Genomic DNA, 15,251 nt, shown 5'->3' on the forward strand with positions numbered 1-15,251 from the left:
GGGTTATATTATGTCTGATGAAGAAATGATTGAAGAAACAACAGAAGAATTTGCAGAAGAAGATGAAGAAAAATTACCTTTTGCTAAAGCTGAAGTTGTTCGTTTAATGAAAGAAAACCTTGATGATGACAAAATGATCAGGGAAAGAGTAAAAGTAGAAATGAATAAATTTTTAGGGGAAGTTCTTAAAAACGTATGTAAACAATTAAATGACTATCCTTATACAACTATCGAATATGAGATGCTTAAAGAATCTACTTACCCATACACTAATATTACAAGAATCAATCAAGAAAAAGAAAGAATATTATTACATTTAGAAGCTATTAAAGCAGATTGTAATGCATTAGCTATGGATGTTCAAAGAACCTTAAAATTAAAAGATGTTGCTGAAGAAGATGATTTAAGTAGCTTTTTAGCACATGATGATGAAGATGAGGAAGAAGAATAATCTCTTCTTTTTTAATTATCTTCAATAATACTAAAACCTGTTTTTAATAATTTTAATTCTTCTTCAGGGATATCTAAAATTTCAACATCATCACTTACAATATTACTTTGACCAAATGGGTCTTCAATAATTAATGTAGCAGTTTTATCTCCATTAATGAGACTTTTTAAATCTTTTAAAACTATCTGTGCATTTTTTTGAGAAGTGTTATCATTAAATAAATGAAGTGCTTGTTTTACTGCATCTTCGAATCTTGTGATTACACCTTCAACATTAGTAACATATCCTTCTGATTTTGGTCCAGGTTCTACTTTAACACCAAGTTCAGGAATAGAAACGGTAGCAGATTGTGATCTGACAATTCGAGTAGATAGATTATCTTTATTTATTTCTAAAATATATTTTGCAGGATCATTTTGTTCAAGTGCTATAATATCACTATGTTTAAATCCACAGGAATCACAAAGAATTGTTGTTTCTAAAACTTTTCCAAAATGAGGTATTTCAATTTCTCTCATTATTGATTTAGCTACTCCTTCAGTGTTACATGCAGGACATTTAATAATCATTTCGTTAATTTCTTCTTCATTCATTATAAACAAATCCTCTTTTTGTTAATTCATTAATTATATTATTTAATTTATCTTCATTAGGTGCACAGATGGTAAATTCTCTGTATTTTGATAATGTATATAATTTATTCAAATCTTCTTTTTTATCTTTATTTTCATTTAAGTTTTTAATAAATTTACTGGCTTCGTTTGTATCTGTGATATTAACATCTCTGACTAATGAATCTTTAAATTCATCTAATTTGTAAACTATTTTAATTATACTACTGTTATTCTTTTTTATAATAATATCAATAACATTTTCCAAATCATCAATAGTGTTAGTTAAACGAATAGTTTTACAGGTTTGATTTATTGTTTTAAGCAGTTTGCTTAATGTATTTTCAATATTTCCAGTTTCTAATATTGTTGCATTGAATTTTTTTGCTTGAGATATTAAATGGTCATGGATTATTCTATTTTCTTTAAAGAAATCTAGTTGTTTTCCACCTCTATGTATCTGAATTGCTCTTTTAACAAATCTTTCTTTGTGGGCTTCTTCATCAGATGATAAAATAAAGAAATAAATATTAGCATCTTCTTGAAATTTCTTAATATCAATTAATCCAGGAACCAAATGCACTCCTTCAATTATAATATCATCAAAATCAGTGATTGCTCTTTGAATTATTTTTTCTATTGCTGGAATTACATATGATGCATGTTCATCGAATCCTGCCGATACTAATTCATCATAATTATCATATTTAAATTTATTTCTTAAGCTTTTATAAGCTTCATAAGATGAGTTATGGAGTGCAGGAGCATATTCTTTTCCAATAATTCCTCTAACAACTGCTCTTATAAAATCACTTTCAATTAAATGTTTTATGTTTAGTTGTTTAGCTAATTCTGCAGCTATTGTTGATTTTCCAATTCCAGAAGCACTTCCAATTAGTATAACATAAGGTTTTCTCATGCTAGTTGTCTCCTAACTATTTTTAAATATTTATATAATGATTCTTCTTAATTAAAATATTTGTTTTTAAAAACATTATATTTTAATAATAAGAAAACTAATAATTAATAAATAGATTAGAATTTTTTGAAAATCTTTTTTTATTTAAAGTTTTTATAAAAAATTAAGATTATTTTGTTACACAGTTGTTATAAATTATAAGTTATAGGAGTGATATTTTTGTATTCAGTAGATTCAGTTAAAGAACTTCAAGATTTAAATCCCTTTATTGTTGTTGGTTGTGGAGGTGGAGGTGAAAAATTCTCCAATCTTGAGGGCATTGAAGCAGTTGGCTTTATAGATGATGATGTTAATAAACAAGGAACTCAGTTTTGCGGTAAAACTGTTGCAGCAAGTTTAAATGAATGCTTAAGCAAATCTTCTGCAAAATCTCTTGTTATCATGTTGCCTATTGGTGCAGAAGGATCAGCTATTAAATATGCTGTTCAAGCTATTGATGCTGGATTAAATGTTATAACTTCTTTTAGATCATTATCTATTAAAGATAATATTTCTTTAAAAAAATTTGCTGATTCAAAAAATTTAGTTATCAAAGAAATCGGTCCTAGATTAGATGTTGTTGAAAAAATAGCAGGAATAGCTCCTGAAAGATCATGTGAAGTTTTACCAAAAATATCTTATGAACCAAAAGCTCCAGTAATTTTTGTTGGAGGAACTTCTCAGGAATGTGGTAAAAGAACTACTTCTAAAAAATTAGGAATTGCTGCTAGTGAAAGAGGTTTAACTTCTGCAGTTATTTCTACTGATGAAATGGGTCTTGAAGAACCAACTGAATTTAATTTCAGAGCAGGAAGTTTATCTGCTATGGATGTTCCTGCAGCTGTTTTATCTGCAATCAAATATGTTGAAGAAACTAAAAAACCAGATATTATTTTTATTGAAGGTCAATCTAGTTTAACTGAAAAAGGAAATCCTCATCCAAGAGGTTTATCTGCAGCTATTTTAATTGGTGCTGCTCCTGATGCAGTTATTATGGGACATAGGCCAAATCACCCATATAGAGAACCTCGTGGTATTGAAGAAGAAATTAAAGCTATTGAGGCTGTAGAACCTACAAAAGTAGTTGGAATTTCTATTAATCTTAGAAATGCTGATGATTTGGATATAGAATACTTTGAAAACAAATATAATTTACCTGTTGAAGATGTTTATAACAATGGTGCTTCAAAATTATTAGATGCAATATTTGATTATTTAGGAGAGTAATTTAAATGGGTTTCACTGATGCGTTAAAAAGAAGTTTAGGTTTTGAAGAAGATACCTCTTTACATAATAACCATTCAAATAACTATAGAAGAGCACCTTCTCATTCTAATGATTTTAGAATGTCAAATAATGCTACTTCTGATTTAGGTGGTCATGGATATTATGATGATGTTTCTATTTCTCCAGAGCAATCTTTCTATGAAATAATGTTAATAAGACCAAAAACTATTGATGATATTAATTATGTAGTTGATCAAGTTCTTGAAGAAAGTAATCCTGTTATTTTAGATTTATCTTTTTTAGAAAAGGAAAGTCCTGCTAATTTTAAACTTGCTGGTGATAAAATTAAACAAATGAGAAATAGTTATGGGGCACAAGCACTTTTACTTTCTCGTTGTAATGATAAAAATTTAATTATTATATCTCCAAAAGGAGTTAAATTAGTGAGAAAATAGAAAAATTCTTATATTTTAAAGAATTTTTCAGCATTTTTAAATGCTACTTTCTCTATTTCTGTTTTTTTATAATCTAATTTTTCAAGTTCTCTTACAGTTTTTGGAACGGATAATGGATCAGATGGTTTATTACTAATATCACTATTTAATAAGAATTTATCAAATCCATATTGGTCTAAAATAGATATTGCTTCTTTTTTATCCATTTTTTGAGGTTGTACTGTCAAACCTAAAGTATAATCTTTGTCAATAACGTCTTCAATTATATTTTGGTTTACATGGTCGATAACAACTAATTTTGGGTTAATGTGTTGGTGGATTATATCTTGAATAACTTCCAATACTTCTTTTTTATTTTTACGTGGTGTGTGAACAATAACTTTTGATTTGGTTTCATCACCAATATCTAATTGTTTTTTAAAAATAGTTATTTCATTATCAGTTAAGTCTTCAAGTCCGATTTCACCAATAGCTATTATTTGTTTATTTTCAATCCAATTATATAGATTTTCATATATTAATTCGGGATTTACACTTGTATTTGCTGGATGGATTCCTAATGCGACTTTTAAATCAAGTCCGTATTCTTTAGCTCTTAATGTATCGTAGTTAAGAATTCTCTCCAAATGATTTAAAAGAGTGCTTTCATTATTTAACTTGTATGGGTAAAAACTACAAGTTATTGCAGTGTCTATTCCAGATAAATACATTTCACCAAAATCTTCACTACTTCTTGAATCTCCATGCATATGTGTGTCAATCATTTTAATCACTTTCTTTTAATATAGATTTTTTTCTGATTAATATTATAGTTATCTCTCTTAAAAAATTTATTTGTTGGAAGTTATTATTTTTATATTTTGCTTAACTGTTAGTTTGCATATATTCTCACTTTCCGAGTTTTTATATTTTTTAGTATTAAAAATATATTTGTTAGTAATACTTTTTGGTGATATCTGTGAATAAAAATCAAAAATCTATAAACCATTATGAATCAATATCTGAAGAAATTAAACACTTAACAAACTCTTTAGTGAGATTAAAAATCTTAGCAACTTTATACGAACAACCTCTTAACATGAAAGATATTAATAAGACCACAGGTTTAAGTTATAGCTCAATATCTAGTAATATGTTTAGTTTAGAACTTGAAGAGTATATTTATAGAGAAGGAAATTTCTATTTCATATCAAATGTAGCTAAATTTTATATATCTAATATTTTGGAATTAAATAATACAATAAAACTGCTTAACAAATTTTTTAATATTTTAGATGCACATATTGTAGATATGATTCCTGAAGAATCTGTAGCAGAATTATATTTGCTTGGTAAAGCTATCTTGATTGAATCAACTGAAAAAGATATTTATAAAACATATAATATAATTAAACATTCTTTAAAAGAAGCAGGCTATTTAAAATCCGTTTTGCCATTTGTTCATGATGAATTTAATATATGTATAAATAATTTAATTGATGCAAAAAATAGTGTTGATATTTTAGTTCCAGAAAGTATTGAAAAAAATTTCAAAGATGCTTTAAATTTGAGAAATGATTGTCTAAATTTATCTACTTTTAATAATGAATGTAATTTTTTGTTAGTTGTAACAGATAAAGTAATGATTCTTGGTCTTTTTAGAAATGATGGGAATTTCGATCAAAATAGGATAATAACTTCTAAAAAAGAGGAATGTATTAAATGGGGTGAAAATTTATTTGAAAACTTTAAAAATAATATAAATAAATGAGTATTCTATTACTCATTTATAATATTCTTCTAAATATTCTTTTATTTTATCAATAGCTATTCTTTCTTGGGATTCGCTGTCTCTGTTTCTTACAGTTACTTTATTATCTTCTAAACTATCAAAATCAACAGTTATTGCAAGAGGAATACCAATTTCGTCTGCCCTAGCATATCTTTTACCAATTGTTCCACTTATATCATATTCAACTTTAAATCCAGATTCTCTTAATTTATCAGTTAATTCAATAGCTATTTCACGAGGACCTTCCTTGTTTACGAGAGGATAAATTCCAACTTGAACAGGTGCAACAGATGGTGCAAATTTAAAGTAATCTTTTTTATCAGTTTCTTTAAATGAATGTAATAAAACAGAATAAAGAATACGATCGATACCAAAAGATGGCTCAATTACATGAGGGATTATTTTTTCACCAGAAATTTCTTCTTCAATATCTTCAAAGAGTAATAAATCAGGTGTTAACTCATAATCTTTGTCTAAATTAATAACATATTTTCCATCATTTTCAATTGCTTGTTTAATAGTATCCACATCTGCTTCTTCAATAGCTTGTTTTACTTTAGGAGAATCTCCTTTAAAAATAGGTCCAAATTTAGATAAATTAGGTTTTACAATTGTTTTTTTAACTTTTTTAGGTTCATCATATTCAATAAACACATTTAAATCATCGTTACTGTATTTACTGTGTGATGTTAAATCATATGCTCCTCTATCAGCTATTCCAATTATTTCAACCCAACCATATTTATCAGTCTTAACTTCAACATCCCAACAATCAAGAGCATAATGGGCCATTTCTCCAGGTAAATGTTGTCTAAATCTTAAAACATCATTAGGAATACCTATTTCATTTAAGAATTTCCTAGCTAAATATAACTGGTAAATTAACATTTCATTAGCTACAATTCCTTTATCAAGTGCTTCACGAGCAGTAATTTCTAGAGGTTCAGTGTTATTTATTTGAACATCTTGGGAATTTAAACATAATACTTCATCAGTTATCTGACTAAATTTAGGAGTAGTCTTATCTTTAGGATTTAAAAATATTTCAGCTTCTGCTTGTGTGAATTCTCTTAGACGAATAACTCCTTGTCTAGGTGAAATTTCATTTCTGTAAGCTTTTCCAAGTTGAACAACTCCAAATGGAAGTTTTCCTCTGAAGAATCTTTCAAGACGTTTAAATAATATAAAAATTCCTTGAGCGGTTTCTGGTCTCATGTAACCTACTTTATCACCTTTAGCTCCAATCATGGTTTTAAACATTAAATTATAATTCCAGATATTGGAAAGTTTTCCACCACATTCCGGACATTTAATATTGTTGTCAATAACAATTTGATCAAGTTCTTCATTTTCTAAACTTTCCACATCTTCACCAATAACTTCTTCAATAATATGATCTGCTCGGAATACTTCTCCACATTCTTCACATTTAGTCATTGGATCAGTAAAGTTATCAACATGTCCTGATGCTTTTAAAACTTCTTTAGGCATTACAGTAGGACCTTCTATTTCATAGAATCCTTCTCCGGAAACATATTGTTTTCTCCATTTTTGCATTATATTATTCTTTAAACTAGCTCCAAGAGGTCCATAATCTGTAAATCCAGAAACTCCTGAATATATTTCAAAAGATGGCCATAAAAATCCTCTTTTTGCACTGATATTTGTCATTTTGTCATGATTCATAAGTATTAACTTCCATTATTTTTTTAATTCATAATCTAGTTTAACCCTACTAGATTCAGGTTTTAATTGCTTCATATATTTGCTATTTCTTTTTGGATGACCATAAGGTAACTCTGCAGGAGTAGTCATAGTTTCAAATACTAATTGACATACTCTTTGACCAGGGTAAAGTGCAACAGGCATAGCTCCGATATTTGATATTTCTAAGGTGATTCTACCTTCAAAACCAGGATCAACATAACCTGCGGTAACATGCATGGTAACACCAAGTCTACCCATACTAGAACGACCTTCAACTCTAGCTACTAAATTATCAGGTACTTTAACATACTCTTGTGTTGTAGCTAGTGCAAATTCATTTGGGTGAATTATAAATGCTTCACCTTCAGGAACTTTACTTGATTCCATATAATCTGCTATGTCTTCTTCATCTTTTGGGTCAATATAAGGTTTTCTAATTACTTTAAACACTTTAAACTCATCACCTAATCTCATATCAACTGATGAAGGTTGAATTTGCTGCTCGTCCTTTAAAGAATCAATTACAATTTTACCTTCTTTAAGATATTCTTTTATGGTTTTATCACTTAAAATAGCCATTTTTTTCACACAAACAAAAATTAATATACTATATTTTTATGGCTTATTATTAAAATAATTATGTAAAAAAAGAAGTAAAAATACTATGAGTAATTCATAGTATTATTTTGTACCGTATACTCTGTCACCAGCATCTCCAAGACCTGGTAATATGTATGCGGTTTCATTTAATGTTCTATCAACTGTTGCACAGTAAATTTGAACATCTGGATGGTCTTTTTCAATTAAATTGATTCCTTCAGGAGCTGCAACAACACATAAAAGTTTGATTTTTTGAACTCCTTCTTCTTTAAGTCTTGAAATAGTTGCAGATGCACTTCCACCTGTTGCAAGCATTGGGTCAATAATTAATACTTCTCTGCCTTCAATATTTTCAGGCATTTTAAAGTAGTATTCAATAGGTTGAAATGTCTCTTCATCTCTGTAAAGACCGATATGTCCAACTTTTGCATTTGGAATTACATTTATAATTCCATCAAGCATTCCCATTCCTGCTCTTAGAATTGGCACTATGGCATAATTATCTTCATTTAATTTGCCAGTTTCCATTTTTTCAAGTGGGGTTTCAATTGTTGTTTTTTCTAATTTCGCATCTTTAGTTGCTTCATAACAAAGAAGTGTGGAAATTTCTGTAATTAATTCACGAAATTCTTTAGTTCCAGTATGTATATCTCTTAAAATACCTAATTTATGGGTTATTAATGGATGGTTAAGAACTATTTCATTCATGTTTTTCCTCCGGAATACATATGTTAAGGATAATTCCAATGATTGCTGCTAAAGACATACCAGAAATAGCTAAGGATAAATCTCCATATGTAATTGAGAGTGTAGCTCCACCTAAACCTAAAACTAACATTGTAGCTGCAACAACTACATTTTTAGTGTTTGTAAAATCAACATGGTTGTGGATTAAAATTTTAAGACCATTTACACTAATGAATCCATAAAGAAGAATAGAAATACCACCAAGAACTGGTGAAGGGATTGCAGTTAATAATGCAGTTAAATGTCCTGAGAATGCAAATACAATAGCTATGATTGCTGCAAGTCCAATTACATAAACAGAAGCAACTCTAGTCATACCTACAACAGAAGTATTTTCTCCGTAGGTTGTGTTTGCAGGTCCACCAAGAAGTGCTGCAACAGTAGTAGCTATACCATCACCTAAGAGAGTTCTGTCAAGACCAGGGTCTTGAAGGAGGTCTCTTCCAATAATTTCACTTAATACTTTGTGGTCTCCAACATGTTCCACCATAGTTACAAGTGCAATTGGGACAATAGTGAGCATAGCTCCGAAATTAAAATTATAATCAATAAATGGTAAGTAAAATGCAGGCATTTCAATAATGTGAGCACTTGTAACTCCTGAAAAGTCAACTACTCCAAGAAGTGCTGCTGCAACGTAACCTATTATAATTCCAATTAAAAATGGGATAACTCTAAGTAATCCTTTTCCTCTCACTGCAAGTATTGCTGTACTTAAAAATGCTACAAATGCAATAATTATGTTAGTCATTGGAACACTAGCAGCATTTATTCCTATTTCTTCAATTGCCGTTGGTGCAAGTGATAGACCAATAATCATAATCATAGGCCCAACAACAACTGGGGGTAATACTTTATCAATCCATTTTTTACCAACTACTCTAATAATAGTTGATATAATTACATACATTAATCCTACAAAAACGATAGCTGTAAAGACACTTGCTTTTCCAGCTATTGCATATCCTGCCACCATTGGTGCAATAAATGCAAATGAACTTCCTAGATAAACAGGACTTCTTCCTCTGGTACATAATATATAAATAAGAGTACCTATACCAGATGTAACAAGAGCTACAGGTATTGATAAGACATCTGATCCAACAGTAGTATTTACAACAATTGGTACTAGAATAGTAGCTCCAAACATAGCACATACATGTTGAATAGCAAGTAAAATCCAGTTTACAACTGGAGGTTTGTCTCTAACGCCTAATAGCATATTACTATTTTCACTCATTTTATCTCCTTTAACTATATAAAAAAATCATTTTTAAACAATATTAATAATATTCCTTTTTCGTTGAATAATTAAAATATCAATTTAGAATTTTAGCATTGATAAAAAGAATTTTTTTATTTCATTTTTAATAATATTCACAAATTTTTATTATACATTTATATTTCTTCAATTACACTTATAAAAATGTTTTTAAAATAAATTTTCGTTTAATTTGTTTATATTATGTTAAAAATAGTTAAAATTTAGTTTTTAAAGTTCAACTAAATTATATAATTCATCAACAATTGAATTAATAGAAGAGCTATCATAGTTTATAGTAATGGCATTTTGATTACATGTATTAACACAAAGTCCACAACAACGGCAGGTATCTTGGTTAATTTGAATTTTATCATTTTCAAAATTAATAGCATCTGCCATACATACACCATTTAAACATTTCATACAGTTTATACATTTGGAATTATCAATAGCTATTTCTACACCATCTAATTTGTGAATTTTATCACTTATTTTATCATCTAATTTAGGTATTACTTTCCATAAACAACAGCAAGGACAACAGTTACATATTGTAAGTAGTCCATCTCTAGGTCTGACATTCATCCAAATTGAATCTATTTTATTTTTACCTATAATATGTGTTAAACCTGCAGCATCTGCTTTGTCAACATGATTTAGAGCTTCTTGTTTACTGGCTTCGTGACAGATATTTCTTGGAATTTTTTTAGTTGTGGGTCCGAGAAAAATACATCCTATATCTTGAGGATAATTTTTACAATTATTGGAAGTTCTACAAAGACAATTATCCATTATTACAATGTCATCGATTCTTTTAATAATTTCTTTTAAAACATCTGTAGGTAAAAATTCAGATTTTTCAGATTTTATTTTTTTATTAATATTTATTGTATTTGGAATAAATGTAGTGTCATCATCTTCAAATAATGCTTTATCTATGATTTTTCTTATTATTTTTGATTGTTTAGTTAATTTAGCTATCCAAAATCTCCAATTAAATATATAATTCACTATGAAAATACTTATATCTGCAAAACTGATTTTTCTCATTGTTCACCAATTTTCATTTTTAAACGTCTTAAAATGCCTTTTAAAGTGTGGGCTTCTCTACCTGTGATATATGCACGATTTATAATATTTTTAAATGATTTTAATCCATTTTTCTTTTTATGCTCAGGTATATCTAAACTATCAATTAAATCATACATATCTTTTAACACATACTCTTTTTCAATAGCAGTACTTTCTTCTAAACCTTCAACAGGATATTCATGTATGTTTTTAAATAATTCATAAAAAATAATGGCTGCTGCATGAGATATGTTTAGGATAGGGTATGTTGGATCTGTTGGGATGGAAACACAAATATCACATTCCTCAATTTCTTCATTTGTTAATCCATTACCTTCTCTCCCAAACAAGATAGCTGTATTATTATTTGTATTAATATTTTCTCCAAGTTTTTCAGGTTTTACAGGAATTCTTGATAAATTGTAGCTTCCACCAGCTACACCAGTTGAAGCTACTTTAAAATCAATTATTTGGTTTTGATAAAATTCTTCAAGTGTTTTGTATATTTTTGCATTTTCAACAATGTATTTTCCATGTGTTGCTTGGTAAAATGCTTCAGGAGTTAAATCAGGTGGATTAATAAGAACTAAATTTTTTAATCCGAAATTAGCCATAGTTCTTGCAAGAAATCCTATATTTCCCGGAGTTTCACATTCTACAAAAACAATGTAAATGTTATTTTTAAAATTATCTAGTTCTTTTTTTGCATCATCTTCCTGATTTTTAGTTATCTTAATGCCTCGGGATTGTTTTTTAGATTTTGATTTTTTAGTGGAGGTTGATTTTTGTTCATTTTTAGTTTTTTCATCTATTTCTGGTGAATTTAGTTTAGTTTCCACTATTTTTTCTTCACTTATAGCTATATCTCCTATTTTAATCAACCCTTATTTTTTTAGTCTTTTTGGTAAGCTAGTTGTAATAATTCAATTATATTCATAGTCTTTATATCTTCACGGTTAATGGAATTTAATCCATCTTGAATATTGTATTGGCAAAATGGGCAAATTGTAATTACAGATTCAGCACCAGTTTCTTCAATCATTTTTGCTTTTTCTTTTGCAAGTGTAGATGCAATTTCTGGGTGTCCTGCTTTTATTCCTCCACCAGCACCACAACACTGACAAGGGTATTGCATTTCTTTAAATTCTATACCTTTAATTTGATTTAATATATCTCGTGGAGCATCTTTAATTCCTTGACCTCTACCTAAATGGCATGGATCGTGCCAAGTTACACTTGTGTTTAATTCTTTCATTTTATTAGTATCTAATTTATCTACTAAAAATTCACTAATATCCATTACATTTAAATTAGATCCGTATTTTGGGTGGTTATTTTTAAGAGTTGATCCACATCCTGCACATATGGTAATTACTGTATCATAATTTTTAAATACTTCTTTATTTTTATCAACAAGTTCTTGAACAATGTCTGTTTGTCCAGTTCGTATTAATGGGGAACCACAACATACCTGACCTTCAGGTATATCAATTTTAATTCCATTTGCATCAAGTACATCCATTAAAGCTTCACCAATGTGTTGTAATTTATTATCAACCATACATCCAGTAAATAATGCTATTTTAGAATTATTTTCATTTTTAACTTGTTCGATAAAACTTGGACCTTTGGATTTAATGGATCTTCCAGTTTCCTGAATGTTTTCTTTAAATGCAAGATGTTCTGGAAGTGGTCCTTTATTTTCTTTACATGCAATTTCCCTTAAACGTTCGATTGCATCTCCAAATGTGTTGATATTTTTAGGACAAACAGCTTTACATTTACCACAGCTGGTACATTTGTATAATCCTTCTTTTAAACTTTCATCAAGTCTATTAAATTCATCTCTTGGATCAGATTCAAATTTAGAAAGATATCTCATTATATAAGGTCCTCCAAATTTGGTTTTAATGAATTTTACAACTGGGCAAGTTGAAAGACAAGAATAACATTCAATACAACTTCTAACTTTTTTAGTATTTTTCATGTTTTCAGGAGTTAAATTTTCATTTATTTTATCATTGTTTTGTTCAGGATTTAAAGAAAGTTGTAACTCTTTTACTTCTTTTTCTATTGAGCTTTTGTCTACTATTAAATCTTTAATCACTGGAAAATTTTGAGGCTCAATTATTGCACCATCTTTTATTTCTTTTTGACAAGCAAGAGCTCCATTCCCGTTAAATAATATTCCACAAGATCCACATTGTCCTGCTCTACAGGAACTTCTGATGCTGATATCTGCATCATATTTTTCATTAATTGCATTTATAGCATCTAAAACTTTCATTTGTGGTGTTTTTTCTATTTCATAACACTCTAAATGTGGTTTTTCATCTACTTCTCTATCAAACCTTGATATATATACTTTAATCATTACTTTACCCCTTTAGTTATATCAAATATAAAAACAAGTATAATATTTATATTATATCTAAACCTATTATATTATATATTTTATTAGATTTTTAAATTATTTGAGGAAATAAATAATGAATTTAAAAGAATTAATAATAGGTAAACCTGGTGAAAAACAATTTTTATTAGGTAATGAAGCAGCTGTAAGGGGAGTTATAGAAGCTGGTGTTTCTGTTGCAGCTACTTATCCAGGTACTCCTTCATCAGAAATTGGAAATGTTTTATCTGTATTGGCTAAAGAGGCTAATATTTATTTTGAGTTTTCTACAAATGAAAAAGTTGCTATGGAGGTTGCAGCTACTGCAGCAGCATCTGGTTTACGTTCATTTACTTTCATGAAACATGTAGGTATGAATGTAGCTAGTGATTCATTTATGACAACTGCATATAGTGGAGTAAATGGTGGGATGGTTATTTTATCTGCGGATGATCCTTCACTTTTTTCATCTCAAAATGAACAGGATACTCGTAATTATGGGCGTTTAGCAAATGTTCCTATTTTAGAACCTTCTAATTGTCAAGAAGTTAAAGATATGGTTAAATATGCTTTTGATTTGTCTGAACAATTTAAATTACCAGTTATTGTAAGAACAACTACTCGTGTATCTCATATGAGGGGTGTTGTTGAATTTGGTGATGTTGCAGATAATTCTTCAGATGATGTTACTCATTGGAAAAAAGGATTTTTCAAGAAAAATCCATCACAGTTTGTTCCAGTTCCAGCATTTGCAAAAGATATGCATGTGGAATTAGTGGAAAAAATGGATAAAATTAATAAAATAACCAATGAATCTAAATTTAACTTTGAATCAGAATTTGCTCAAAATAAAAAATATGGTGTAATTGCTTCAAGCAGTGCTTATAATTATGCTTATGATGTAATTCGATATAATAATTTAGATGTTGATGTTTTAAAACTTGGATTTTCTTATCCTTTCCCTTATGATAAAGTAGCTGAATTTGTAAGAAATTTGGATGAAGTATTTATTGTAGAGGAAGTAGATCCAATTATAGAAAAAGATACATTAGTGGCTATTGGTAAAAATAATTTAAATGTTGTGGTTCATGGTAAATTAGATGGAACATTCCCTATGTATCATGAATTTAATTCAGATATTGTATCTAATGGTTTTAATAAATATTTAAATTTTATTGATGAAAAAGATAATGTTCATTTAGATAATTTACTTAAATTAGAAGAAGATATTCCATCTAGAGCTCCAGTGCTTTGTGCAGGCTGTCCACATAGGTCAATGTATTATGGGGTAAATAAAGCTTTAGAGGAATTAGGAATTCCACTTAAAGATGTTGTATTTGCATCAGATATTGGATGTTATACTTTGGGAATCAATCCACCATATAATGCAGCAGATTATTTATTATCTATGGGATCTAGTGTAGGTGATGGTTGTGGATTTTCAATAGCTACTAATCAAAAGGTTATTAGCTTCATTGGGGATTCAACATTTTTCCACAGTGGAATATCACCTTTAATAAATGCAGTTCATAATAAAAATAATTTTATTTTAACTGTTTTAGATAATAGAATTACTGCAATGACAGGTGGTCAACCAAATCCTGGAATTCCAGTTGATGGGATGGGTGATGATGCACCAGAAATATCCATACGTAAATTAGCATTAGCTTGTGGATGTAAATATGTTAGGGTAATTAATCCATTAAACTTGGACCAAGTAATTAAAACATATAAAGAAGCTTTAGAACGTGATGAAGTATGTGTAATTATAGCTAAAGCACCATGTACTTTAATTAAAGGCAAATCTAAAAAACCACCAATAAATTATATAAGTTCTAATTGTAATGGTTGTAATAAATGTGTAAATGAGCTTGCATGTCCAGCTATTTCAAAAGATGGTGGAAAAATCGCTGTTGATAAATCAATGTGTGATGGTTGTGGTGTTTGTATCCAAGTTTGTAAATATGGTGCACTAGAAGCTGGAAGAGGTGAATAAT

15 protein-coding genes are annotated in these 15,251 nt (G+C 28.7%); 5 read left to right on the forward strand and 10 right to left on the reverse strand.

The genetic code is table 11. The features are described from left to right. Positions 1–10 precede the first annotated feature (10 nt). On the forward strand, positions 11–451 hold the full coding sequence (locus Q0984_RS06340; protein ID WP_299525254.1) for a hypothetical protein: 441 nt from the start codon (positions 11–13) through the stop codon (positions 449–451). A gap of 11 nt (positions 452–462) precedes the next feature. On the opposite strand, the gene Q0984_RS06345 is transcribed toward Q0984_RS06340, so the two are convergent. Further along, positions 463–1,044: a ZPR1 zinc finger domain-containing protein gene (locus Q0984_RS06345; RefSeq protein ID WP_299525257.1), complete on the reverse strand. Its 582-nt coding sequence runs from the start codon at positions 1,042–1,044 to the stop codon at positions 463–465. Next, on the reverse strand, positions 1,037–1,981 hold the full coding sequence (locus Q0984_RS06350; RefSeq protein ID WP_299525259.1) for a 3H domain-containing protein: 945 nt from the start codon (positions 1,979–1,981) through the stop codon (positions 1,037–1,039). Before Q0984_RS06350 ends, Q0984_RS06345 begins: the two co-directional genes overlap by 8 nt. Positions 1,982–2,200: 219 nt before the next feature. Between Q0984_RS06350 and Q0984_RS06355 the strand changes: the two genes are divergently transcribed. Both Q0984_RS06355 and sepF read left to right on the forward strand, forming a co-directional pair. Continuing rightward, positions 2,201–3,247, forward strand: a complete 1,047-nt coding sequence (locus Q0984_RS06355; protein ID WP_299525262.1) for a DUF1611 domain-containing protein — start codon at positions 2,201–2,203, stop codon at positions 3,245–3,247. 5 nt (positions 3,248–3,252) lie between these two features. Then, positions 3,253–3,702: a cell division protein SepF gene (gene sepF / locus Q0984_RS06360; RefSeq protein WP_299525265.1), complete on the forward strand. Its 450-nt coding sequence runs from the start codon at positions 3,253–3,255 to the stop codon at positions 3,700–3,702. A gap of 8 nt (positions 3,703–3,710) precedes the next feature. On the opposite strand, the gene Q0984_RS06365 is transcribed toward sepF, so the two are convergent. Continuing rightward, positions 3,711–4,466 carry a TatD family hydrolase gene (locus tag Q0984_RS06365; RefSeq protein ID WP_299525267.1) on the reverse strand — a complete coding sequence of 252 codons (756 nt, stop codon included), beginning with the start codon at positions 4,464–4,466 and terminating at the stop codon, positions 3,711–3,713. 194 nt (positions 4,467–4,660) lie between these two features. Here Q0984_RS06365 and Q0984_RS06370 point away from each other — a divergent pair, with 194 nt between their 5' ends. Continuing rightward, positions 4,661–5,452, forward strand: coding sequence for a winged helix-turn-helix domain-containing protein (locus Q0984_RS06370; protein WP_299525270.1), 792 nt, complete (start codon positions 4,661–4,663; stop codon positions 5,450–5,452). 12 nt (positions 5,453–5,464) lie between these two features. Here the strand turns inward: Q0984_RS06370 and glyS are convergent, their stop codons facing one another. The 7 genes from glyS to tfrB form a co-directional block, all read right to left on the reverse strand. Further along, a complete protein-coding gene (gene glyS / locus Q0984_RS06375) occupies positions 5,465–7,159 on the reverse strand; it encodes a glycine--tRNA ligase (RefSeq protein ID WP_299525273.1) in 1,695 nt (564 codons plus the stop codon). Between the two features lie 15 nt (positions 7,160–7,174). Continuing rightward, positions 7,175–7,759, reverse strand: coding sequence for a dCTP deaminase (dcd, locus tag Q0984_RS06380; protein ID WP_299525276.1), 585 nt, complete (start codon positions 7,757–7,759; stop codon positions 7,175–7,177). A gap of 102 nt (positions 7,760–7,861) precedes the next feature. After that, the gene (gene upp, locus Q0984_RS06385; RefSeq protein WP_019264286.1) at positions 7,862–8,488 is read right to left on the reverse strand and encodes a uracil phosphoribosyltransferase; all 627 of its coding nucleotides are present in this window, start codon (positions 8,486–8,488) and stop codon (positions 7,862–7,864) included. After that, positions 8,481–9,767, reverse strand: a complete 1,287-nt coding sequence (locus Q0984_RS06390; RefSeq protein ID WP_299525280.1) for a uracil-xanthine permease family protein — start codon at positions 9,765–9,767, stop codon at positions 8,481–8,483. Before Q0984_RS06390 ends, upp begins: the two co-directional genes overlap by 8 nt. Positions 9,768–10,019: 252 nt before the next feature. Next, complete coding sequence (locus Q0984_RS06395) at positions 10,020–10,841, reverse strand: ferredoxin (protein ID WP_299525283.1); 822 nt, start codon at positions 10,839–10,841, stop codon at positions 10,020–10,022. Beyond that, positions 10,838–11,743 carry a TrmJ/YjtD family RNA methyltransferase gene (locus Q0984_RS06400; protein WP_299525286.1) on the reverse strand — a complete coding sequence of 302 codons (906 nt, stop codon included), beginning with the start codon at positions 11,741–11,743 and terminating at the stop codon, positions 10,838–10,840. Before Q0984_RS06400 ends, Q0984_RS06395 begins: the two co-directional genes overlap by 4 nt. 11 nt (positions 11,744–11,754) lie before the next feature. Next, positions 11,755–13,236 carry a fumarate reductase (CoM/CoB) subunit TfrB gene (gene tfrB, locus Q0984_RS06405; RefSeq protein WP_299525289.1) on the reverse strand — a complete coding sequence of 494 codons (1,482 nt, stop codon included), beginning with the start codon at positions 13,234–13,236 and terminating at the stop codon, positions 11,755–11,757. 115 nt (positions 13,237–13,351) lie between these two features. Between tfrB and iorA the strand changes: the two genes are divergently transcribed. Then, entirely contained in the window at positions 13,352–15,250 is a 1,899-nt protein-coding gene (gene iorA / locus Q0984_RS06410; RefSeq protein WP_299525292.1) for an indolepyruvate ferredoxin oxidoreductase subunit alpha, read from the forward strand. Position 15,251 lies beyond the last annotated feature (1 nt).

Source organism: uncultured Methanobrevibacter sp. (assembly GCF_934746965.1).
In the GTDB taxonomy this organism is placed as follows: domain Archaea; phylum Methanobacteriota; class Methanobacteria; order Methanobacteriales; family Methanobacteriaceae; genus Methanocatella.

Bases quoted from the DNA above. Each gene is read 5' to 3' on its own strand.
- Q0984_RS06340 (WP_299525254.1), top strand. From the start codon at position 11: ATGTCTGATGAAGAAATGATTGAAGAAACAACAGAAGAATTTGCAGAA.
- Q0984_RS06345 (WP_299525257.1), bottom strand. From the start codon at position 1,044: ATGAATGAAGAAGAAATTAACGAAATGATTATTAAATGTCCTGCATGT.
- Q0984_RS06350 (WP_299525259.1), bottom strand. From the start codon at position 1,981: ATGAGAAAACCTTATGTTATACTAATTGGAAGTGCTTCTGGAATTGGA.
- sepF (WP_299525265.1), top strand. From the start codon at position 3,253: ATGGGTTTCACTGATGCGTTAAAAAGAAGTTTAGGTTTTGAAGAAGAT.
- Q0984_RS06365 (WP_299525267.1), bottom strand. From the start codon at position 4,466: ATGATTGACACACATATGCATGGAGATTCAAGAAGTAGTGAAGATTTT.
- glyS (WP_299525273.1), bottom strand. From the start codon at position 7,159: ATGAATCATGACAAAATGACAAATATCAGTGCAAAAAGAGGATTTTTA.
- dcd (WP_299525276.1), bottom strand. From the start codon at position 7,759: ATGGCTATTTTAAGTGATAAAACCATAAAAGAATATCTTAAAGAAGGT.
- upp (WP_019264286.1), bottom strand. From the start codon at position 8,488: ATGAATGAAATAGTTCTTAACCATCCATTAATAACCCATAAATTAGGT.
- Q0984_RS06390 (WP_299525280.1), bottom strand. From the start codon at position 9,767: ATGAGTGAAAATAGTAATATGCTATTAGGCGTTAGAGACAAACCTCCA.
- Q0984_RS06395 (WP_299525283.1), bottom strand. From the start codon at position 10,841: ATGAGAAAAATCAGTTTTGCAGATATAAGTATTTTCATAGTGAATTAT.
- tfrB (WP_299525289.1), bottom strand. From the start codon at position 13,236: ATGATTAAAGTATATATATCAAGGTTTGATAGAGAAGTAGATGAAAAA.
- iorA (WP_299525292.1), top strand. From the start codon at position 13,352: ATGAATTTAAAAGAATTAATAATAGGTAAACCTGGTGAAAAACAATTT.